General features: G+C 48.5%; 18 protein-coding genes. 2 read left to right on the top strand and 16 right to left on the bottom strand.

All coding sequences use genetic code 11. From position 1 onward, the window contains the following. Positions 1–11: 11 nt before the first annotated feature. The 5 genes from dnaG to tig all read right to left on the bottom strand — a co-directional run bounded on the left by dnaG (position 12) and on the right by tig (position 6,916). Positions 12–1,889, bottom strand: coding sequence for a DNA primase (gene dnaG, locus BMX58_RS00445; protein ID WP_068620621.1), 1,878 nt, complete (start codon positions 1,887–1,889; stop codon positions 12–14). Between the two features lie 94 nt (positions 1,890–1,983). Next, the gene (locus tag BMX58_RS00440; protein ID WP_068620778.1) at positions 1,984–3,267 is read right to left on the bottom strand and encodes an MFS transporter; all 1,284 of its coding nucleotides are present in this window, start codon (positions 3,265–3,267) and stop codon (positions 1,984–1,986) included. Between the two features lie 115 nt (positions 3,268–3,382). After that, positions 3,383–3,991 (bottom strand): ribosome biogenesis GTP-binding protein YihA/YsxC, encoded by a 609-nt coding sequence (yihA, locus tag BMX58_RS00435; RefSeq protein WP_068620623.1) that lies wholly within the window; start codon positions 3,989–3,991, stop codon positions 3,383–3,385. Between the two features lie 146 nt (positions 3,992–4,137). Further along, positions 4,138–5,391 carry an ATP-dependent Clp protease ATP-binding subunit ClpX gene (gene clpX / locus BMX58_RS00430; protein WP_068620625.1) on the bottom strand — a complete coding sequence of 418 codons (1,254 nt, stop codon included), beginning with the start codon at positions 5,389–5,391 and terminating at the stop codon, positions 4,138–4,140. 244 nt (positions 5,392–5,635) lie between these two features. Continuing rightward, on the bottom strand, positions 5,636–6,916 hold the full coding sequence (tig, locus tag BMX58_RS00425) for a trigger factor (RefSeq protein ID WP_068620627.1): 1,281 nt from the start codon (positions 6,914–6,916) through the stop codon (positions 5,636–5,638). Positions 6,917–7,140: 224 nt separating this feature from the next. On the opposite strand from tig, the gene recU reads away from it, so the two are divergent. Both recU and BMX58_RS00415 read left to right on the top strand, forming a co-directional pair. Next, the gene (gene recU, locus BMX58_RS00420) at positions 7,141–7,755 is read left to right on the top strand and encodes a Holliday junction resolvase RecU (RefSeq protein ID WP_068620629.1); all 615 of its coding nucleotides are present in this window, start codon (positions 7,141–7,143) and stop codon (positions 7,753–7,755) included. 16 nt (positions 7,756–7,771) lie between these two features. Further along, positions 7,772–10,327 (top strand): PBP1A family penicillin-binding protein, encoded by a 2,556-nt coding sequence (locus BMX58_RS00415; RefSeq protein ID WP_068620631.1) that lies wholly within the window; start codon positions 7,772–7,774, stop codon positions 10,325–10,327. Between the two features lie 82 nt (positions 10,328–10,409). Here BMX58_RS00415 and nth read toward each other — a convergent pair whose 3' ends face one another. The 11 genes from nth to BMX58_RS00360 all read right to left on the bottom strand — a co-directional run bounded on the left by nth (position 10,410) and on the right by BMX58_RS00360 (position 22,886). Then, complete coding sequence (gene nth, locus BMX58_RS00410; protein ID WP_068620633.1) at positions 10,410–11,057, bottom strand: endonuclease III; 648 nt, start codon at positions 11,055–11,057, stop codon at positions 10,410–10,412. A 12-nt stretch (positions 11,058–11,069) separates the two neighbouring features. Further along, complete coding sequence (locus BMX58_RS00405) at positions 11,070–11,777, bottom strand: DnaD domain-containing protein (RefSeq protein WP_068620635.1); 708 nt, start codon at positions 11,775–11,777, stop codon at positions 11,070–11,072. 108 nt (positions 11,778–11,885) lie between these two features. After that, positions 11,886–13,169 carry an asparagine--tRNA ligase gene (gene asnS, locus BMX58_RS00400; RefSeq protein ID WP_068620637.1) on the bottom strand — a complete coding sequence of 428 codons (1,284 nt, stop codon included), beginning with the start codon at positions 13,167–13,169 and terminating at the stop codon, positions 11,886–11,888. A gap of 47 nt (positions 13,170–13,216) precedes the next feature. Next, positions 13,217–14,407, bottom strand: a complete 1,191-nt coding sequence (locus tag BMX58_RS00395) for a pyridoxal phosphate-dependent aminotransferase (RefSeq protein ID WP_068620639.1) — start codon at positions 14,405–14,407, stop codon at positions 13,217–13,219. 15 nt (positions 14,408–14,422) lie between these two features. After that, positions 14,423–14,899, bottom strand: a complete 477-nt coding sequence (locus BMX58_RS00390) for a cell wall elongation regulator TseB-like domain-containing protein (protein ID WP_068620780.1) — start codon at positions 14,897–14,899, stop codon at positions 14,423–14,425. Between the two features lie 99 nt (positions 14,900–14,998). After that, complete coding sequence (locus BMX58_RS00385) at positions 14,999–17,746, bottom strand: helicase C-terminal domain-containing protein (protein WP_068620641.1); 2,748 nt, start codon at positions 17,744–17,746, stop codon at positions 14,999–15,001. A 274-nt stretch (positions 17,747–18,020) separates the two neighbouring features. After that, positions 18,021–18,497, bottom strand: coding sequence for a hypothetical protein (locus BMX58_RS00380; protein ID WP_068620643.1), 477 nt, complete (start codon positions 18,495–18,497; stop codon positions 18,021–18,023). A 112-nt stretch (positions 18,498–18,609) separates the two neighbouring features. Beyond that, on the bottom strand, positions 18,610–20,175 hold the full coding sequence (locus BMX58_RS00375) for a CCA tRNA nucleotidyltransferase (protein WP_068620645.1): 1,566 nt from the start codon (positions 20,173–20,175) through the stop codon (positions 18,610–18,612). Beyond that, complete coding sequence (gene dapB, locus BMX58_RS00370) at positions 20,172–20,960, bottom strand: 4-hydroxy-tetrahydrodipicolinate reductase (protein ID WP_068620647.1); 789 nt, start codon at positions 20,958–20,960, stop codon at positions 20,172–20,174. The genes BMX58_RS00375 and dapB overlap by 4 nt, the downstream gene beginning before the upstream one ends. A gap of 60 nt (positions 20,961–21,020) precedes the next feature. Next, positions 21,021–21,569, bottom strand: coding sequence for a YpiB family protein (locus BMX58_RS00365; protein ID WP_068620782.1), 549 nt, complete (start codon positions 21,567–21,569; stop codon positions 21,021–21,023). Between the two features lie 33 nt (positions 21,570–21,602). Then, positions 21,603–22,886 carry a tetratricopeptide repeat protein gene (locus BMX58_RS00360; RefSeq protein ID WP_068620649.1) on the bottom strand — a complete coding sequence of 428 codons (1,284 nt, stop codon included), beginning with the start codon at positions 22,884–22,886 and terminating at the stop codon, positions 21,603–21,605. Positions 22,887–22,937 lie beyond the last annotated feature (51 nt).

Raw genomic sequence — 22,937 nt, 5'->3', positions numbered from 1 at the left:
TTCGATGCGGGCTATTTCGGTGTTGCTTTCAGTTCTTTTGAGAGCGAAACAATTTCCGACATGATCGACTTCAGACGCTCATTGTCGTTTTTTTTGCGCGCTTCCTTCATTTCTGCCTGTTTTTTGGTCAATTGTTCCTGTAAAGACGACTTATCTCGGATGATATGGACGAGATCGCGGATTTCTTGGTACGTGACTTCCGAGTCCAATTGGAACCACTCGATCTGTGTAATCAAGTTTTGAAGGGCCGGATTGTTGATGCGGTCCAAAAATTGATCGATGTTCCCTACCGCCCCATTCTGCCTGAAGAACGCTTCGTACAAAATGTAGATGGTCTGATAATCATCATGGATGAAGTTGAAATCAGCATCAATTTCCTGCAGATACGACCATACCTCTTCGAAATGAAACAGGCGGTAAAGCAATTGCTTTTCGCTTTGCTCAGCCTGCGTCGCCTTGCGATTGTTTGTTTTTGGATAGGCTGCTTGAGCCAAGGCGCTTTGCGCTTCCGACCGCCGGACAGGTGCACGGTCCGGCTGTTGCTGCAGCACGTCCTGTTGATATCCCTTCAATTGCTTCTGCAGGATGTCGATCGGAATACCGAATTCCTCCGCAATATCCTTCATGTAAAGTTCTCTTTCGATTAGGGAGTCAAGGGAAGCCAATGCCTTCAGCATGGTTTCGATATAGGTGATCCGATTTTTTTCGGAATCCAGGTTCAGATTCATTTTTAGGTAACGCGAATAGAATTGGATCACTGTTTCCCGGTTGTTCTTCAGGGCCTTGGCAAATGCTTCCGGCCCTTTCTGTTGGATGTACTCGTCGGGATCCATCCCTGCTTCCAACGGAAAAACCGAAATGTCGAAATGCTTGTTGCGTTCAAGTATTTCGATGGCGCGCTTGGTTGCCTCGACACCGGCTCGGTCGCCATCATAAGCAATGACGATTTTGTCCGCTGTCTTGGTCAAGATCCGGTTTTGCTCATCCGTCAGGCTTGTCCCCATCGAGGCGACGCCATTTTTGACACCAGCTTGCCACGCGGAGATGACGTCCATGTAACCTTCGAAAAGCACCACTTCCGAATGCCTGCGGATTTCACTGCGGGCCTTATCGAAATTGAAAAGGAAATCCCGCTTGTTGAACAGCAACGTTTCCGGGCTGTTCAGGTATTTAGCCTCATGGTACCCGGTCTCATCGTCTTGGGAAGCATGCATAATCCGACCTGAAAAAGCGGCTGTCTGGCCTTTGGCGTTCCGCAACGGAAAAATGATTCGGCCAGAGAAACGATCGAAGAGTTCATTCTGCCCTTGTCTGTCCGTGAATATGCCGCTTTCCTGAAGAAGTCCTTCATCGAATTTCTTCGCTTTGAGCATCTGGAAGAGCGCCGTCCGGTTGGAAGGGGAAAACCCGATCTGATATTCCTGCATGGTTTGCTGAGTGAAGCCGCGATTTGTCATATAATCCAATGCAGCTTGACCGGTGACAGTATTCATCAGGATCTGATGGTAAAAAGCTGCAGCTTCCTCGTGGATTTGGACCAATTTTTCTTTTTTTGACTGCATCGGATTGTCCTGAGTGTGGTGATCATAGGTGAAATCCAACGGGATGTTGCTCAACTCGGCTGTCTTGATGACGGCCTCAACAAATGAAATACCCTCGACATCCATCAAAAAAGTAAAAACATTCCCGCCTCTTCCGCAGCTGAAACAGTGGAAAATCTGTTTCTCTTCGGCAACAGAAAAAGATGGGGTCTTCTCGTCATGGAACGGGCAAAAGCCGAAATGATTCTTGCCTCTTTTTTTGAGTTGTACATATTGGCTGACTACATCAATGATATTAGTTTCGTTTCTGATTTGCGCTAATTTTTCTTCTGAAATACGTTCTGCCAAATGTCTCCCACCTTGAGAAATGTCTTCATTCTATACAAATGAGCATAAAGATGCAAACTAGATTCTAACACATCTTCGCCACACATGCAAATATTTATTCGATCGTCAAATTCTGCGATTCGCCTTGCGCGTCCGGCACTTTCACAAAGGAGAGCAGAATCCCGCCGATGCTGAACAGAACGATCAAGGCGAAAACGCCGTCCAAGGAATTCCCTGTCATTTGCGCGATGATTCCGACGAGCAGCGGTCCGATAACGGCGGCAAATTTCCCGAAAATATTGTAGAACCCAAAGAATTCGTTCGCCTGATCTTTCGGAATCAGCTGGCCGAACAAAGAGCGGCTCAATGCTTGCACGCCTCCTTGGGCTGTGCCGACCAGCAACGCCAATATGATGAAAGCGGACAAGGAATCCAACTGCAATGCATAGATGCAGATAAAAACATAGGTCAGGATCCCTGTGAATATCATATTTTTGTTTCCGTACCGCTTTGAAGCGCGGCCATAGAGGATTGAGAACGGGAAAGCAACGAATTGGACGATCAGCATGACAAGGATCAGTTCATTCGAGGAGAGACCGATATCCGACCCCACCGCGGTCGCCATTTTGAAGATGGTTCCCACCCCATCGATATAGAAGAAATAGGCCGAAAGAAACAGGAAAGCTTGCCGGTGTTCCCGGACATGCTTCAGCGTCTGCCCTAAACGGATGAAGCTCTTGCGGATTACGCGTGGTTCCTTTTCGATGTAATAGTTCTGCTTGACGTTTTTCCAATAAGGGATGGTGAAGGCAAACCACCAAAGCGCAGTCAGGATAAAGCCGCCCTTCACGATGCCGCCAGTGCCGAGGGGCAAAACGCCGGTCAATTGGAAGAAAATGAAGAGCAGAAAAGGAATTGAACTGCCGATATAGCCCCAACCGAATCCCGCCGCTGAAACGCGGTCCATGCGCTCATCAGTCGTCACATCCATCAAGGAGCCGTCATAAAAGATGTTCGCTCCCGAGAAACCGACGACAGAAAGCATATATAGTCCCAACAAAAGCAGCCAGCTCCCCGAAGGCACAAATACGAAGCCGATCGTGGCAAAGATGCCGGCCAAGGTAAAGGCCGTGAACAGCGGGTTGCGGAAACCTTTGTAATCGGCGACCGCTCCCAGCACAGGCGCCAGAAGCGACACGACCAGCGTAGCCGCTGCGTTCGCATATCCCCAATAGGCGGTCGAGTCAGCATCCGACATGCCGCCGCCTTCCGCGACCGCTTTGAAATACAGCGGAAATACTGCGGTTGTGATCATGATGGAATAGGCCGAGTTCGCCCAGTCCTGCATGATCCAACTTTTTTCTTCAGTCGTGTAACGGCTGATTTTATTAGTCCTCATATTATCCCTCCCGTGTCCGATCCCTGCGATGACAAGCGACTTGTCCATCCTATCATAACCAACGAACGCAGAATGGGCAACATCCGATAGCAGGATGTTGCCCATAGAAATTTCTTTAATTATGCGGGGTTTGTTGATGCTCCGCCAGTATTCCCTCGATCAACGTCCAGGCTTTTTCGACGCCCTCGCCCGTTTCTTTCGAGAACATGATCAAGGACTCGTCACTCGGAAGATTCAGAGCTTTCTTGATGCGGTAAAAATGTTGATTCCATTTCCCCCGCGGTATTTTGTCGCATTTGGTCGCGATGACCGAGTATGGAAGATTGTAGTACTCGATAAAATCCTTCATCTGGATGTCATCTTCGGTAGGTTCATGCCTGAAATCAACCACCAGAAAGACATGCCGCAACGTGTCCCGTTGGGTAAAATAGGTCTCCAGCATTTGCCCCCATTTTGCCCGTTCCGTTTTGGAAACTTTGGCGTAACCATAGCCCGGAACGTCCACAAAATAAAACGAATTGTTGATCAGATAAAAGTTCAAAGTCTGGGTCTTTCCCGGTTTGCTTGATGTCCGCGCCAGGGCTTTGCGATTGATCAGTTTGTTGATGAACGACGACTTGCCCACATTGGACCTTCCCGCCAATGCGATCTCGGCAAATCCGGTGGCTGGGTACTGTTTGGGATCGACCGCGCTCATTACGATTTCCGCATCTTGTACATGCATTGATTTTCACTCCTTTTCAAAGCCGCCTGCAATTGAAACGACAGTTAAAACTATTCTTGTGTTCGCTCTTCATTCCTGAAGCGAAAAAGTCCGGAAATCAGATTGGAAATTGTCTGATTCGCCGGACTTCAAACGCAAGCTCATGTTCAGTTGATCAGTTTGCCGTCTTCATCGAACAGCAACGGCGCACCAATGCCATTCACTGTGTTGTCCGTAATGACGCACTTCACGATCTCATCTCTGCTTGGGATATCGAACATGATGTCCAGCATGATGTTCTCGATGATGGAGCGCAATCCGCGGGCGCCTGTGTTTCTTTCCAGTGCTTTTTTGGCGATGGAGCGCAGTGCATCATCTTCGAATACCAATTCGACGCCATCCAACTCAAGCAATTTTTTGTATTGTTTTACCAAGGCATTTTTCGGTTGTGTCAGAATATGAACCAAATCATCTTCCGTCAATTTTTCCAAGGCAGCCATTATCGGCAGACGACCGATGAATTCCGGGATCAATCCGAACTTCAAAAGGTCTTCCGGAATGATCTGCTGCATGATGCTCTTGTCCTCCAAGTGTTTGGCTTGCGGAGAGCCGAAGCCGATGACTTTCTCGCCAAGACGCTCTTTCACGATCGTCTCGATGCCGTCAAAGGCACCCCCGACAATGAACAGAATGTTCGTCGTGTCGATTTGGATGAACTCTTGCTGCGGGTGTTTTCTGCCGCCCTGCGGTGGGACGTTCGCAACAGTGCCTTCCAAAATTTTCAGCAGCGCCTGTTGGACACCTTCCCCGCTCACATCTCTTGTGATCGATACATTTTCGCCTTTGCGGGCGATCTTGTCGATTTCGTCGATGTAGATGATTCCCCGTTCAGCCCGCTCGACATCAAACTCGGCAGCCTGAAGCAGCTTCAACAGGATATTTTCGACATCCTCTCCGACATAGCCGGCCTCCGTCAAACTTGTCGCATCAGCAATCGCAAATGGGACATCCAGGATGCGCGCCAATGTTTGGCCAAGGAACGTTTTGCCCGAACCGGTCGGGCCTATCAAACAAATGTTGCTTTTTTGTAACTCTACATTATCTTCTTCTGACATCATGCTCATTTGGCCGATGCGTTTGTAGTGATTATAGACCGCTACAGAGAGCGTCCGTTTGGCTTTTTCTTGGCCGATCACATACTCGCCCAAAATCTTTTGGATTTCCTGCGGTTTTGGTACCTCGGTGAATACCGCTTCGCTTGGTGCATAGATTTCCTCTTCGATGATCTCTTTGCAGAGATCTACACACTCATTACAAATATATACATCCGGCCCCGCAATGATCTTTTTCACTTGGTCCTGAGATTTTCCGCAGAATGAACAATGTATTGTCCCGATACTTTCATCATGGAACACAATCATTCTCCTCTCTATATACTTACTTTCCGATCCAGCACAACACGCCAGGATCCGCCGGCTGCTGCGGCGTCTATACCCTGACCGTTTCAGAACGGTTTACATCTTAACACAGAAAGGAAAAGTTGAAAAAGAATATGATTCGTTTACCTATTGGGGTTATATTCCGAATATATCCCTGAGTATAAACAGAGGGGACACTGACTATGGAAGACAATGTCCCGATCTCTGTATTCTGTTTCAACTTTTCTTATGCTTCGACCGCTGAATCAGTGATGATGCTCATCGCTTTCTTCATTTGGATGTCGTTAGTCAGCATTTCAGCGCTGACCAATCCGCGGACACGGTCTGCGTCCATGTTGTATTGTTTCGCCAACTCTTCGATTTCTGCAGCGATTTCTTCTTCAGAAACGACGATGTTTTCGTCTTTGATGATTTGCTCCAACACAAGTGATGTCTTTGTGCGGACATCAGCATCTGCTTCCATTTGGACATGCAGATCGTGTTCAGTAGTACCAGTGATTTGGTAGTACAATTCAGGCGAGATGCCTTGACGTTGCATGTCGTTCAGGAACAGATCCATTTGGCGGTGCACTTCATCATGGACCATCACGTGCGGCAATTCTACGATTTCAGCGTTGTCGACTGCTTGTCTCAAAGCCAGGTCCTGCACAGCTTCGTCTGCTGCAGCGTTTTTGCTGTCTTCCAATTCCTTGCGGATTTTAGCTTTCAATTCGTCCAATGACTCGACTTCTTCATCGACATCTTTAGCGAACTCATCATCCAAAGCAGGCAATTGTTTGGTTTTGACTTCATGTACGACTACTTTGAAAGTAGCTTCTTTGCCTTTAAGGTTTTCTGCGTGATACTCTTCAGGGAATGTCACGACAACGTCTTTTTCTTCTCCCGCTTTAACGCCGACCAATTGCTCTTCGAAGCCTGGGATGAATTGTTTCGAACCCAATTCCAAAGAATGATTTTGATCTTTGCCGCCTTCGAATGCTTCGCCATCGACAAAACCTTCATAGTCGATTACGACTGTATCGCCAAGTTCAGCGCCTTCTTCTTTAAGGACCAATTCAGCTTGGCGCGCTTGTTTTTCCTTCAGGTTGTTTTCTACATCCTCATCGGTAACGACGCGGTCTTGTTTTTCGACTGTAAGGTTTTTGTATTCGCCCAGTATCACTTCAGGTTTCACTGTTACTTCAGCAGTGATGACCCAAGGTTGGCCTTTTTCCATGCTCTTGATGTCGATTTTCGGTTGAGAAACAGGATCCAATCCAGCTTCTTCAACAGCTTTTGAGTATGCTTCAGGCAATGCGCCATTCAGAGCATCTTCGAATAAAGACTCTTCACCGTAAATATTGTTGAAGACGTGACGAGGAACTTTCCCTTTGCGGAATCCAGGGACAGTAACGTTCTTTTTCACTTTGTTGAATACTTTGTCCATTTCTTTTTTGATGATTTCTTCTGAAATTTCAAATGTTAAGACACCGTCGTTCGTGCCTGTTTTTTCCCAGTTTGCAGTCATTTACTTTCCTCCAAAAATCTTGATTTTATTGCAATTAATTTGATATTGCACACTCTCCAATACTACACTAGAAAAACGGCATTGTAAACAAAAAGTGCTTAATTATTCCATTAGCGCGCAAAAATCGTGCCCGCTCCCAATGCTCCAAGCTTCCAGTTTAACGGTTTCTTAGATTTCTTTCACTGTCGGTTTTTGGTATAATCATTCAATGGGGGTGATCGCCATTGGCCGTAAATTATCCGAACGGCAAAAAGTTCCTTGCCGAGTCGCATATGCCAAAAACAACAAAAAAGAAAGATCTCATATACAGCAACCGTGGCATGACGCTTGAAGAAGAAATCAACAGCAGCAACGAGCATTACCTTTCTTCAGGGAGAGCCGTCATCCACAAAAAACCGACGCCCATCCAGGTCGTCAAGGTGGATTACCCGAAACGAAGTGCGGCAGTCATCAGAGAAGCCTATTATCGCCAATCCTCCACAACCGACTACAACGGCGTTTATAAAGGACATTACCTGGACTTCGAGGCCAAAGAAACCAAGAATAAGACGTCCATCCCACTGAGCAACTTCCATGAACACCAGATCCTCCACATGAAAAGATGTATCCTGCAGCACGGAATCACGTTTGTTCTGATCCGATTTTCTTTCTTCAACCGTGTTTTTCTGCTGAACAGTTCCTATTTGATTGACTTTTGGGAGGATACAATGAATAATGGCCGTAAATCGATCCCTTTGGCTTTCATTGAAGAAAAAGGCATCGACGTAGCATACGGATTCAATCCGCGACTGGATTATCTGGATGCAGTGGATAAGCTGCTCGAACACACAAACAAATAATTAAGAGGTGAACCAGATGCCGAATGAAGGCAATAAGACACGATCACGCGCAAACAACAGACAAAAGAACGGCAAACCGAAAGGCCCACGCAAGCCCCTTGCGAAAGCGAAGTCGGGCGGGAAAAAGGCAGGAACACCGCTTTGGAAGAAAATTTTCTTCGGTGTCCTGGCTTTAGGGGGCATCGGGCTCTTATCCGGAGCAGGACTCTTCTTCTATTATGTCTCCTCCGCTCCCGAACTGACCGAGGAAAAATTGGTCGGAACAGTGGCATCCACCATTTTGGATGCAGACGGAAATGAAATCAAAGAAATCGGCGGCAACGATCAGAACCGAACTTTGGTGACCGCCGAAGAAATACCGCAAGTCCTGAAAGATGCGATCGTATCGATTGAAGACCAACGCTTCTACGATCACAATGGCGTTGATCCGATCCGGATCATCGGCGCCCTGTTCGCGAACCTCCAGCAAGGGGGAATTTCCCAGGGCGGCAGCACCATCACCCAGCAATTGATAAAATTATCCTATTTTTCGACCAGTTCCGAAGACCAGACTTTGAAGCGGAAAGCGCAGGAAGCCTGGATGTCCATGCAGCTTGAGCGGGAATACACGAAAGACGAGATTTTGGCTTTCTACATCAATAAAGTCTACATGTCCAATAACGTCTACGGCATGGGTACCGCCGCAGAATACTTCTTCGGCAAACCCATCACCGATGTGACGCTCGCGGAAGCCGCCACTTTGGCAGGCATGCCGCAAGCCCCGTCCCAGTATGATCCGATCTACAACCCAGCGGCAACGCAGATCAGACGCGACCTTGTTCTGGATATGATGGTCGAAAATGAAAAGATCACTGCCGAAGAAAGCGCGGAGGCAAAAACGCTCCAAGTAGAAGGCAGCATCATTGATCACTCCGGCGACGTCAACACCTCACTGGTGGTCGATCCGTATATCCAACTTGTCATCGATGAAGTCTCTGAAAAAACCGGCTTGGATGTCTATGAAGGCGGCCTGACGATCACGACCAACATCGATATGGATGCCCAGCAGCGTTTGTACGATATCGTCAACACTTATGACTATATAGACTTCCCGGATGATCTGTTGCAGACAGGCGTTTCCATGGTCGATGTCAACACCGGCGCCATCCAGGCGGTCATCGGCGGGCGCAACCAGAATGTCCAATTGGGTTACAACCGTGCGTCGGAACTCCAAAGAAGCATCGGTTCTACGATGAAGCCGATGTCCGTCTACGGACCGGCCATCGAATACTTGGATTATTCGACCGGCACATTGGTCGTGGATGAAGCGTACAGTTATTCCGATGGGAGCGAAATCAACAATTACGACAACAAATACAAAGGCGACCAGACCATCCGTGAGGCTTTGGTCGATTCACGGAATATCCCGGCCCTGAAGACCTTCCAGGAAGTCGGCGCAGAAAACGCATTTTCATTCCTGCAAAAATTGGGCATCACGATAACGAACGATGGCCAGGAATATTTGGTGGAATCCAATGCCATCGGCGGCGAAGCAACCCCGATCCAGCTGTCTGCAGCCTATGCTGCCTTCGCAAACGGCGGCACCTATTACGCACCTTATACGGTCCAATCCGTAACCACAGCGGAAGGCCAGGAGTACACATTCGAGCCGAACGGTACGGAAGCGATGAAAGATTCTACAGCCTATATGATCACCGATATGCTGAAGGATGTCATCACCGAAGGGACGGCAACGAATGCTCAAATCCCCGGTTTGCCGCAAGCCGGAAAAACCGGAACAACCAACTATACGGATGATGAACTGGCTGCTGTCGGCGGTACAAACGTGCCTTATGCAGCCCCGGACGCATGGTTTGCCGGCTATTCGACCAGCTACTCGATTTCGGTTTGGGTCGGCTATGACAATTCCAAGGAATACGGCAACTTTTTGGACTATCAGACTCAAAGCCTGACCCGCGAAATCTATCGCGAGTTGATGTCCTACGTGTCCGAAAATACGGACTATTCGGACTGGACGATGCCTTCATCGGTCAGCAAAGTCTCAATCGAGAAGTACACCGATCCGATCATGAAGCCCGGCTCGAACACGCCGAGCAGCCTTATCGCAACGGAACTTTTCGTCAAGGGCACGGAACCTACATCAACGTCCAAGAAATACGGCGTGACTTTGTTGGCACCTTCCGGATTGAAGGCAAGCTATGATGCGGAAAAGGAAGAATTGACCGTCGAATGGGATAAATATGCAGCCAACGGCACCGATTCCAATGCGCAAACGCAGTACACCGTTACTGCAGGATCAGCTTCCGAGACGACAACCGATACTAAGGCCGTGCTCGACAAGCCCGGCAAAGGCACGATCACGATTTCGTTGGTGGCCAAGATCGGTTCAAACACGTCGCCTGCAGCTACCATCCAGTTGACCATCGCTGATCCGTCAAAAGATTCTTCCGAATCCGATTCAGCAGATGCTGCCAAGAAAGACTCCTCTTCAGCCTCTTCCAGCTCTTCGGCGGATAGCGATCAAGCATCCTCCGAGGTACCGGATGATGCCGAAGAAACTCAAAACCCATAAAAAAAACAGCCAGCTCCCTTTATTTTTAAGAGCTGGCTGTTTTTTTATGGGCTACCGGAGACATCATCTGCAGTCCTCCGCTTCACTTCAAGCCTAAACGCTTTTGGCCTTCTTGGCACATCCCGAGCAGCGGGCAAACATCACATTTCGGATTTCTGGCGGTGCAATGATACCGGCCGAAGAAAATCATCTGATGATGCGCATCAGACCAACGTTCCCGAGGAATTTTCTTCATCAGCAGCTCCTCCACTTCCAGTACCGATGCTTTTTGGGGTGCGATACGCAGACGTTTGGCGATCCGCTCCACATGGGTATCCACTGCGATTGCCGGGATATGGAATCCGACACTCATGACAACATTCGCCGTTTTGCGTCCGACACCGGGCAACTTGGTCAGTTCTTTCAGGGTGCTGGGTACTTCTCCGCCAAACTCTTCCAGCAGCATTTTACAGCATTTTTGGATGTTGGCGGCTTTGTTCCTGTACAGTCCGATTGTTCTTATCTCTTCCATGATGTCTTCGAGCGGCGCGGCAAGGAAAGCTTCAGGTGTCGGAAAACGGCTGAAGAGGGCTGGCGTCACTTTATTGACGGAAACATCCGTAGCCTGGGCACTGAGCAGTGTCGCAATCAGAAGCTGGAAAACGTTTTGATGCAGAAGTTCGCATTGCGCATGCGGAAACAAAGCCGCCATCGCATCCAACGCTTCAACAGTTTTTTTCTTCGATAACATAGTTCACCCCGCTTATGCGTCCGGATCGGTGTCCAGCCAATTGTACAGCGGCACTTCCATCGCCGGCTCCGTTTCGGGACTGCCCTCAAACTTGTCCAGCTTGCTTGGGGGACGCGTCGTTTGTTGCTGGATCAGATCCTTCACGGACTTGATGTTTTTCTTTTCCCAAGCCAACAGAATGCGGTCGATGTACTTCAAGCTGTAGACGCGATTCAATACCGCTTCCTTCAAAGCTGATTCAATCAGTTCAAGCGGGTAATGGTCCATATCGATCCAACTGGCGATTGTCTGCATCTCGATGGGCGACAAGTTCCTGCCGAATTCCTGCTCGAACATGGACATGATGTTCTTTTCCTGTTTCTGGACGGGCTGTTTTTTCTCGGAACGTTCCATCAACTGGAAGAGCCGTTGATAGAGCGGATCCAACGAATAGGAATCCTCCACCTTGCCGGAGAGGTCGTTTTTCGTCTCCATCAAGAGCATCTGTTTTTGCAGCAGATTATGCAGCAAGGAAAAGACATCCTTTTCGGCGATGCCCATATTTTCAGCTATCAACGCCAGATTCGGAAAAGGTACATTTTTATCGATATAGGCTTTCAGCTGCAGCACGAAGATGAACTCGGTATCCGCAAGCCCGATTTTTTTGTAGTTCTGCAGCAAGAGATTAGGTACCAGCGTCTGCCCTGATTCGATCCATCTCGTCAATTCATTGTAAGACATGCTCTTATTGAAACTCCTTTAGAATAAGAAAGTGGAACAAATAGTTGCTATTTGCCCCACTCCCGTTCTGTTTTGATTTAAATATATCCGGAATCGCGAGCCCCCGGATTAAGGGTAGATTCTGTTCAAAAGACGCGGGAACGGAATCGATTCGCGGATGTGTTCGGTTCCGGAAATCCAGGTCACCATCCGTTCAAGTCCCAACCCGAAACCGGAATGGGGAACTGAACCGTATTTGCGCAGATCCAAGTACCAGGAATAATCATCCGTGCTCAAGCCGAATTTCTCGATTTGTTCGCTCAGACGTTGGTAGTCCACTTCGCGTTCGCTGCCGCCGATGATTTCACCGTATCCTTCCGGTGCGATCATATCCGCGCACAGGACAACCTCCGGACGATCCGGATGTTCTTTCATGTAAAAAGGCTTGATCGCCTTCGGATAATTAAGGATGAAGACAGGCCGGTCCGATTGGTTGGCGATAAAAGTTTCATGCGGCGAACCGAAATCATCGCCCCAGACGATATCGTCAAAACCGTTTGCGTTCAATAAGGTGACGGCGTCATCATAGCTGATGCGATCATATGGCAATTGCGTATATTTTTTCAGCAATTCTTTGTCGCGATCGAGCGTGTCCAAGTAGATGTCACAATTGTCCAACACTGATTGGACCAGATAAGCGACGTATTTCTCCTGGACTTCCAGACTTTGATCCTGGTGCATGAAGGCCATCTCCGGTTCCATCATCCAGAATTCGATCAGATGGCGACGAGTCTTCGATTTTTCGGCACGGAATGTCGGCCCGAATGAAAATACTTTCCCGAAGGCCATCGCTGCCGCTTCCATGTACAATTGGCCGCTCTGGGACAAGTAAGCTTCCTCATCGAAATACTTGGTGTGGAACAGTTCGGTCGTCCCTTCCGGAGCACTGCCGGTCAAGATCGGCGGATCCACCTTGATGAACCCTTCTTGGTTGAAGAATTCATATGTAGCGCGGATGATTTCGTTCCTGATCTTCATGATGGCATGTTGTCTGGATGAACGAAGCCACAGATGACGATGATCCATCAGGAAATCTGTGCCATGCTCCTTAGGTGTAATCGGGTACTCGTGGCTTTCTCCCAACACTTCGATGCCGGTTACGAGCAGTTCGTACCCTAGCTTCGAACGGGTGTCTTCCTGGATGATCCCTTTGACGATCAAAGAAGTTTCTTGCGTCAACGATTTTGCGATGTCAAACAATTCTTCGCCGACATCATTTTTGAGAACGATCCCCTGGAAATAATGCGTTCCGTCACGCAGTTGCAGAAAAGCGATTTTCCCGCTGCTTCTTTTGTTGGTTACCCAAGCACCGATGGAAATTTCTTGTCCGACAAATTCTTTCGCTTGGTCCATTGTGATAAGTGTCAATCTAGTCTACTCCTTTTCCCTAAAAAACCGGATCATTTTTTATGGGTTTCGATAAATTTTTTGATGCGATCTACGGCTTCCGCCAGTAGTTCTTCCCTGACAGTATAACTTATTCTGGCATAATCAGGGTACCCAAAACCATCGCCGGAAACCAAAGCGACATTGGCTTCTTCGATCAGGGCCAGCGTGAAGTCTTTCACTTCCTCAAATCCGCACATTTCGGCGGCTTCCTTCACATTAGGGAAAAGGTAGAAAGCTCCTTGCGGTTTTGTGACCTTGAAACCGGGAATGCTCGCAACAAGCGGATAGAAGAAGTTCAGGCGCGCTTCGAATGCCGCACGCATTTCCTCAACGAAATCCTGCGGCCCCGTCAAAGCAGCCAGCGCGCCGTATTGGCTTGGTCCTGCCGGATTGCTTGTGGAATGGCTGGACAATTCGATCATTTTATTGATGATTTCCGCATTCCCGATCGCATATCCGATTCTCCAGCCTGTCATTGCGTAGGTTTTGGAGATGCCGTTGATGATGACAGTTTGGTTCTTGATTTCTTCGGACAGGGAAGCGATTGAGATGGCTTGATTGCCGTTGTAAGTCAGTCGGTAGTAAATTTCATCGGCAATGATCAAAATATCATGTTCAACTGCCCACTCGCCGATCGCTTTCAGTTCCTCCGGAGAATAAATCATCCCTGTTGGGTTCGAAGGCGAATTCAGCAGCAAAGCGACCGTTTTTTCGTTGCGGTGTTTCTCCAGATCATCAACGGTCAGTTTGAAGCCTTTTTCAGGGGCTGTTTCTACCAAAACGTTTACGCCGCCGGCCAGTTTGATTTGCTCTGTGTAGCTTACCCAGTAAGGGGCAGGGACGATGACTTCATCTCCGGGATTCAGAATGACTTGGAATAGCGCAAACAAAGCATTTTTGGCACCTTCAGTCACGATGACCTGATTGACAGCGAAAGTGACTCCGTCATATTTCTGATGATAATCCACAATCGCTTGACGCAATGGCAGGATACCGGCAGTCGGTGTGTAGTGGTTCGCTTTATTTGATTGGATTGCCTCTACCGCAGCGTTCAGAATTGAAACGTGGGTATCGAAGTCCGGTTCCCCTACGGTCAAGTTCAGGACGTCCTTCCCTTGTGCCTTCATGACGTTGACTTTTGCTGACGTGGCCAATGTCGGGGATTCGCTAATTTTTTTCATTCTTTCAGAAATTCTTACCATCTCAATCACTCCAATTTATATGTTTTCTATATCTTTGAGCCATTTACCAGAAATAGCGGATATCAAATAGTAACCGATCGTATCGTTTGTATTTTTGTAGGTGACTTCCCAAACGGGCTCTTCATTTTCCATCCCCAGCCTTGCCTCTAAAATCCGTTCCGGACTTTTATCCGCCTGAGTGATTGACTTCGCTTCACTTTCGGTGATGACTTCCGCAGTGTTCAAGATTGTGGTTTCACCGCCGTCTTTTTTGATGATGACATACAATTCTTCATTGTTGTCATCGATGCCAGCTATTGTGAAATACGTCTCCGATCCGTTGAACCAATAAAAATCCTGGACTTTTTGGATATTCGCATTTTCTTCCGCGATGGCGGTAGCTTCCTTCTGCGCCTGCATGATGGGCTGCTGGCTCCGGTAAAATATCGTGTAGGAACCGACGATCATCAGGAAAAGGATCACAATCGCCCCTACAATGATATTCTTCTTCACATCTTTCACTTCCCCTTATCTTTCTTTGAAAGTTAATCGCAATCTCACCTAATTATTAATGATACCTTAAACTTCAGGCTGATGGAATATCCTCCCGCATTATTTTTTCAGAAAAACTTGAATTTCATCTTTTATTTCAGTCAGATCGGCTACTTTGATCGCCACGCCTGCCGGAAGCATCTGCTGCATCCGTTTGGAGTAATTGCTCGTTGTCAGTCTGTCATCCAGGCAAATCACGACGCCCTTCGCATCTTTCGAACGAACCAGCCTGCCGACACCTTGTTTCAGACGGACCATCGCCCGCGGGAGAAACTCTTCATAGAAGGCCTTCTTGCCCCGATCGAGATGATACGCTTGGAACGCGGCATTTTCAGGACGGTGAGGCGGATCGAACGGCAGCCTGGTGATCACCAGGATTTCTACGGCCTGATCCGAAAAATCGATACCCTCCCAATAAGAAGCTGAGCCCAGCAAAATGGCCGTCTCCGCTGACATGAAACGATTGTGCATCCTTCTCCGGCTTCCGGAAAACCCTTGCGCCAGGATTTCCGTCCCCGGGAATCCGGCAGCTACAGCAACCTTCAGCTGGTTATGGACCTCCTCCAGCAAACGGTTGGAGGTGAACAGGATTAAGGTTTTCCTCTGGAGGGGCAGAGCTGTTTCCAGCAGCGTCGAAACGATCTGTTTAGCCGCTTGCTTGTCCTCCAGCCTCGTGATGTTCGTGATGCCGCGCGGAAGAAAAATCCGCAACCGCTCTTTCAGGTCATAGGGCGAAGCAAAGATCGCTTCCTGCAATTCAGTTTCGCCGATTTTGCTTTTGAAATGGTCCAGGCAATCATCCACCCGGAGTGTCGAACTCAAATAAATGGCTCTGGCGAAGCGCTCATTTATTTTGGAATGGATTTCTTCGGAAAAATCGATCCGGTTCAGCTCGATTGCCAGCGTAAGCAGATCATGCTCCCAGGCGTATTGCAGGACATGGTAGCTGCCTTCGCGAGCCTCCAGAAAGTGTTGCAGCTCTTCTTGGACCGCAGCCAGATCATGCAGGAGCGCCTTTGCACGTGGGCCCACGACCGCATCAGCACTCAGATTGGCTTTTTCCATGCACCGCAGACCGGCAAGCCTTGTCTCCTGGAGATACTGGTGCATTTTCCTGAAGATTTTCTTCAGCCCGTTTTCCACCAGAAAATGCTCATCCAAATACACTTCGCCCTTTTCGCCAATTTCCCGGATCAGGGCTTGCACAAGAAGCTCTTCTGATTCCGCGCATGCCTGATGCGACCGATCAATCGCGAATTCAAAGTTGAATAAATCGTAGTCCAGGGATTCCGCAGCCGGATCCTTCTCCGCAGCCTCGCGGAAATCCTTCAGGAAATAACCGAACCGCCTCAGCCTCCGTTTCAGGATGGACAAGGCGAACTTTCTTTTGTGGGCATCCTGATAGATGCGAGGGAATTGGTGCGCTTCATCCAGAATCAGCGTCATAGCGCTGCTTTGGCCAAAAACAGCCGGATCATCGATGTGGTGACTCAAAAAGGAGTGGTTCGTGACGATAAGGCTGGATTTTTCGGCTTTCTGATTGTTGAAGGCGTAGAAATCGTCATCGGCCCACCTGCCTGTTAAAGGTGGCTCCTGGCTTTCATACGTCAATTTCTCCCGCAAGAAATCAAAATTTTGTGCTTGGCTCAGTTCACTGACATCGCCGGTTTCCGTTTCGGTCAGCCAGACAAAGATGCTCATCATGATCAGTGATTCTTTTTTCGTGAGGCTTTCGAGCACCAACCCGGCCAGCTTTTCCAGTTGGATGATGTTCGTCTTCCCTTTCAAAGAGCTGACCTGCAATTCGAACGGCACCATTTTTCGCAAGCGGGTCAGCTCGTTTTCCATTATCTGTTCCTGCAGCAGGAGCGTGGATGTGCTGACCATAATTTTGCTTTCCGGCGTCGCCCGAAATGCGGCAGGCAACAGATAAGCCAAGGTCTTCCCGATGCCCGGCGCAGCCTCGATCGCCAAGTTGCGGGAAGTGCCGGCATGCTGAAAGTCAAAAATGGTTTGCATCATCTCGACCTGCTCCGAACGGATTTCCAATCCGCATTCTTCCAGCAAGTGTTTTGCGACCTCCGGAAAATCGGAAATTTCTTTTTCCCGGTAAGCAGTCTGTTCCGATCGGATTTCCTTTTCCTTCAGCGCCAATCCGTTTTTGACGTAGAGTTTATCCGGGAGCGGCAAGCGCAGCTCTTTGGCGGCTTCGTAGCTTTCATAGAAAAAGGAAGCGTTGTCCACTTGACAATGCTCCGACAAAAAAGTGAGTTTCTCCAAAGTGACAAGCGGCAGTCTGTCCGCTTTCTGCCTCAGGTGCAGGAAGAGCTCTGCCGTCGCATGGGCATCGCTTGCTGCGTCATGGGCACTGTCATGTGTCAGATCGAAGTGGTTCGACAAGTCGCTCAACCGATAACTGGATAGGGTCGGGAAGAGGACTTTTGTCAACTCGACCGTATCCAACGCGCGCAGCGAGAGTGCCGGCATCCCGACTTCCTGAAAGGAACTGTTCAGGAAGTGATAGTCGAAATGCACATTATGCGCCACGAAGACGCAGCCTTCCAGCATATTGTAGATGAAATCGCACACGTCTTCAAAATAGGGTGCATCTTTGACGTCCTTGTTTTTGATTCCTGTCAGTTTTTCGATCAGCTCCGGTATTTTCCTCCCGGGATTGATGGTTATGTTGAACTCCTGAACTATTTTGCCTTCCTGAAGCAAGCTGCATCCGAATTGGATGATCCGATCGCCTCTTTTGAAACTGGATCCCGTTGTCTCAAGGTCGACAATGGCATATGTTTTCTTCATACAAATAATCTCCTAAATAAACAGAAGCTTCTCCTGTTCCGGTATTTCTATTTCTCCAAGACTTCCCCTGAAAACAGCTGAATCACAAACAGGAGCACTATGGGCCAATCTCTGTATCATTTACAGCTGACCCCATTATATCCTATGCAGACGCTGTTGTTACCGAAAAACCGGTAAATTCGGGAATAAATTTGAACGCCAGGACGGTCCATCGGGCCGACAGCCAAGCAAATGGGCCCGCGCTTTAGCAGCACGGGCCCATTTTTCGGATCCACTAAACGATGTCTGGATAAATATCTTTGACATCTTTTTCTGGATCGATTACGATATACAGCTTGTTTTCGGATGAAACGAATGAAGATTGATGTTCATTGTCGAATCCGTCCGTATCCAAAGCTTTGTAAGGGAAGTAGATGCGGTCCACTTCGACGATGACGTCGGATTTAGGATGGTCCTCGTCTTGATAAAGGATATCCATTTTTTCGATGTCCTGGTGGCTCGCCACGCGATCGAACATGCCTTGCTCGAGGCCGCCCAGATTGATGTCGCTTGTGTTGACATGATCCGCCTCTTGGTGGATTTCGATACGCAAAGACTCGCAAGGGTGGATTTCTTGGAAATCACTGTTGCCGATCCGACCGTAGCTCGTCGTGACCTGTTTGATCCACAGATCTCCGATATATTCACGCTTGATCGTCCATGTTTCGCCATTTCTAAAAATAAATCTCAAACCTGTCATTACTTTTTTCATCGAAATCACTCCTGAAATATTTACTTTTTGAATATGAAACTATTTTAGCATATTTTTAATCAGGTGGGTACCAATACACATCCGCCGACCGGAAGGAAAATCCGCTAGGCCGTCAGGCTTTCCCCATGAATTCTTCGGCAGCCACGATGGCCCGCGTATGCTTAGCTGTGGCGATTTCTTGCCCGCCCGAATGTGCGCTGCATTCGAAGAAATACTTGTTCCCTCTGTGTTCCGTCACTCGGACGGTGACGGATATGTCCGCACCGACGCGCGAAGCTTTTTTGTGGTGGATATCGCAATGGATCCCGACGGTCGTGTCCCCTTCGGAAAGATGGGCTTTGACAACGCCCATGCAAGCATTTTCGATCATGGCCAGCAACGCCGGCGTCCCCAAGACAGGCAAAGTGCCGGAGCCAATTTCGGACGCCAAATCTTTTGGGGCAACTACGTAATGGGCTTCGAATGTCTCATCCAAATAAATCATCCTTCTTTTCTTTATGAAATCCTTGATTGCAATGGCGCTGTTCTCCAGTTTGTTTGCCAGGACCAAGGTTTTCAATTCTTCGAATATCTCGCCCACGAACGGGCCGCCGCGTTTGATGCCCAACAACGATAATAATTCCTTTCCGTCCAACGCCAAGTCTTTCAGCGTATGGATCGGCATGGATTCGTTCAGTTCGATCAGATTTTCGCTTTGGTTCGGCAGGCCGAAGCCTTCTATGATTTCTTCGATCTGCATAGCGATTTCGATTCCCGTTTCGAACAGGAGCGGATAGTCCCAGAATTGCTGCAGCCGTTTATTGAGTGCCTGCGCTCCGATGCGGATGTCCATGATTTCCTTGCGGGAACACTTCCATTGCCGCAAAAACGGATCGATGGCTTCGTCCTTCAAATCAAGGAAATGGACCAGCACAGTCCAAGCGATTGTCGTGCCTTTGAACTGCAAGGGAAACAACGCCAGATCGATCAGAGCATCTTCCCGATTCTGGAAACCCGGGCACATCTGGAACAGCCGTGTTTCCACAAAAAACTTGACGCCGCCCTTGCGGTTTCTGCCGATAAGCAGCTTATTCCACTCTTCCCGGACTCGCTCCACCGCAATTTTTGAAAGGAGCGGATGGTACTCGATGATCGCCTCTTTGGTTGCTTGTTCGATTTCAAAATCCAGCTGGCTCACGAATCTGGCTGCCCGCATCATCCGCAGAGCATCTTCCCTGAAGCGCTCTTCCGGATTGCCCACCGCGCGAATCAATTTGTTCGCCAAATCCGCTTGCCCGTTGAAGAAGTCTTTGATGTTGCCGTGCCGATCGATCGCAATCGCATTGATCGTGAAGTCGCGTCTTTTCAGGTCATCCTGGAGGCTGCGCACATACTGGACTTTTTCAGGCCGGCGGAATTTTTCATATTTTGACTCTGTCCTGAAAGTGGTTATTTCATATGTCTCATGCTCGAATAAGACCATCACCGTCCCATGTTGGATACCAACATCGAAAGTGATCGGGAAAATCCGCTGAATTTCTTCAGGCATAGCGCTCGAAGCGATATCGACATCCGAAATATCAAGATGCAACAGCGTATCGCGTACACTTCCCCCAACAAAGTAGGCTTCATATCCGGCCCGTTCGATGGCTTCGATGATCGGTATCGCTTTTTGAAATTCCGGTGCCTCGATGATCATAGGAAGTTTTCCAATCCATAGACCAGATGATCGATTGCCATTACTTTTCTGCAGGAAAGAGCCACTCCGCTCATGAATGAGTCGCGGTCATAGGAATCGTGGCGGATTGTCAGCCCTTCCCCCGGACTGCCGAATTGCACTTGCTGATGGGCGACAAGGCCTGGCAGTCGGACGCTGTGGATTTTCATGCCGTGGAAATCGGCCCCTCTTGCGCCTTCGATCAGTTCCTTCTCGTCAGGATGCCCTTGTTGGTGATCACCTCTTACTTCATAGATCAATTCGGCTGTTTTTATCGCAGTGCCGCTCGGTGCATCCAATTTGTTTTCGTGATGCAATTCCATGATTTCCACATCAGGGAAATATTTGGCCGCTTTTGCTGCAAATTCCATCATCAGGACTGCCCCGATGGCAAAATTTGGCGCAATCAACCCTCCCAGCCCCAAACGTTTGGATAAATCGGTCAATTCTTCCAGCTGTTCAGTGGTGAAGCCGGTAGTGCCGATGACGGGGCGCATACCGTTTTCCAGGGCGAAACGCGTGTTGTCGTAGGCTGCATCCGGTCTGGAGAAATCGATCCAAACATCGGCATCAACCTCCTTGACGAGTGTGGCTTTGTCACGGAATACTTTCACAGGATGTCCCGCATATTGCGGCAGTTCATCCAACCGTGTTTCTGTTGCGAAAGGATCATAGACAGCCGCCAAAGTGAAGCCTTCCTCCCGTAGGACCATATTGGTGCAGGCCGTCCCCATTTTGCCTTTAAATCCCGAAACTACAATTTTCATTCTGCACGTTCCCTTCTGTTTTACGGTGCCGGCATGGGCATGCCGCGCCAACACCATTTTTTAAATCGTATTTTTTTCTTCCAACTCTTTCAGTTCTTTGGTGAACTTCCTGAAGCTGGCCTCATCGTACTGGATCAGCGCAGTGTCGATCTGCTTTTTCAAGTAGTGGATGCGGTCCTTCACCGCCAACTTTTCCAATGATTTTTCGACGATCTGCTCCAACTCCTTATCGAAAATTTCGGATTCCTGGATATAAGGATTGTCTTCCAGAACCCCGAAAAATGACAGCACTTGGTAGGACTGGTCAAAAAATAATTCCAAATAAAAATCTTCTTTCCAATTCAGGCGCAAATCATGGAATGCCTGCTCCGGGTCCTCAAAGGTCTTTCCGTCTTTGTAATACATGAAGGCTTCTTTCGGATTTCCTACTACCGCAAATCCCATCCCTCGGTTCGTTGTATGGACGTCCTCGATCAAATGGATATTCTTCAACAAAATCTCATGGTTTAGCAAATAATTGAGTATCCAAAGGGATTCTCTGCGCTTCAATTGATAATTCTGAATAAACCAGGATATAAAATTTTTTTTCTCCTCCAAAGTAGGGTTCATCATTTTAAAGCCTCCTATCCGATGGGATGATGATTACTGATCGAAGTGATGAAGATCATCATGGAGTTGGATCAAATCCGGGTTGCCCGGAAAAAGCGCCAAGCCTTGGTGAATCACTTCACCCAGCTTATCCCAATCGCCTTCCTCTCGCAGGAAAGCTGTGTACTCCAGCAAAAACGACTCGTTGTCCGCAAAATGCGGGTAAGCCGAAGTGTAAGACGCGTGGGCCGAGTCATAGTCCTCCAGCGCATGATAGCTTGTCGCAAGCAACCAGTTGTATTGCGGATCCGTGTCCTCCTGCTCTGCCCGGTCTGCAATATAGGCGATCAGCTCTTCGTGTCTCCCTTGTTTGAGCAACAAGTTTCCCAAAGCCAAATGGATGCTCGACAGATCCGGTTCCAGCGTTGCTGCCTCGCGCAAATTGCGTTCCGCATCCTCTACTTTGTTCATTTTCAATTGCAGTCTGGCGGCCGCTGTATAGAATTCATGTTGGTATGGGTTGCACGCGATTGCCTGCTCCATCACAGCCAGGGCCTCTTCTAGCTCGTGCTCTGCCTCAAGCGCATTGGCCAAATATAAGTAGGCGCTAAGATACTCGCTGTCCGCTTCGAGCAATTTCTTGAAAATGGTGATGGCGCGCGCGTATTCCTTGAGTTGGAAATACGTGAAACCGAGTTGGAAATAACTGTCCGGGAAATGTTCGTCCGCAGGAATCTTTTCCAGATACTCCAGCGCCGTTTCGAACTCGCCGATCGCGTTATGACAGTCGCCCAGGAAAAAATTCAGCTGGGTGCCGGAGGCAATCTCGCCGTTTCCGTACAAAAGTTCCTCGTAAATCGGGATCGCCTTCTTGTATTCTCCGATGGAATGGTACAGTTGCGCCAATGCATAATCCAATATCGGTTCATCCGGCAGCAGTTCCATCGCTTCGAATATTTTTTTCTCGCTCACTTCGTACATTCCCTGAACCTGATAGGCATCCGCCATCGTCAGCAACGCCTGTGGGTACACATCGCTCTCTTTATCGATTGTTAGTAGGATATCCAAAGCTTGATCGTAATCGTCTTCGTCGATGGCGATTTCTGCCAAAGCGATATTCCATTCCTGAACATGCGGGGCTATAACGTTCAACGCCGAGAAAGCCTCCTTCGCTTCGCTCAAGAACCCCAAAGCGTGCATGGTTTCAGCCAATTCGGCTAAGTCGGCGCTGTTTTTTTGAAGGACGGACTGCTCCACTGATTGTTTGAACAGTTTGACAGCCGCCCCCAAATCATTCTGTTGTATGGCTTCTATCATTGCCTCTGCTTCTTTATTCATTCGTCTGTTGCTCCTTTAACATACACTCAGCTCGCTGGTGCTCTTCCATTC

This window comes from Trichococcus ilyis (assembly GCF_900109135.1).
GTDB classification, from domain to species: Bacteria; Bacillota; Bacilli; order Lactobacillales; family Aerococcaceae; genus Trichococcus; species Trichococcus ilyis.
This window is presented reverse-complemented; position numbering and strand designations above follow the sequence as displayed.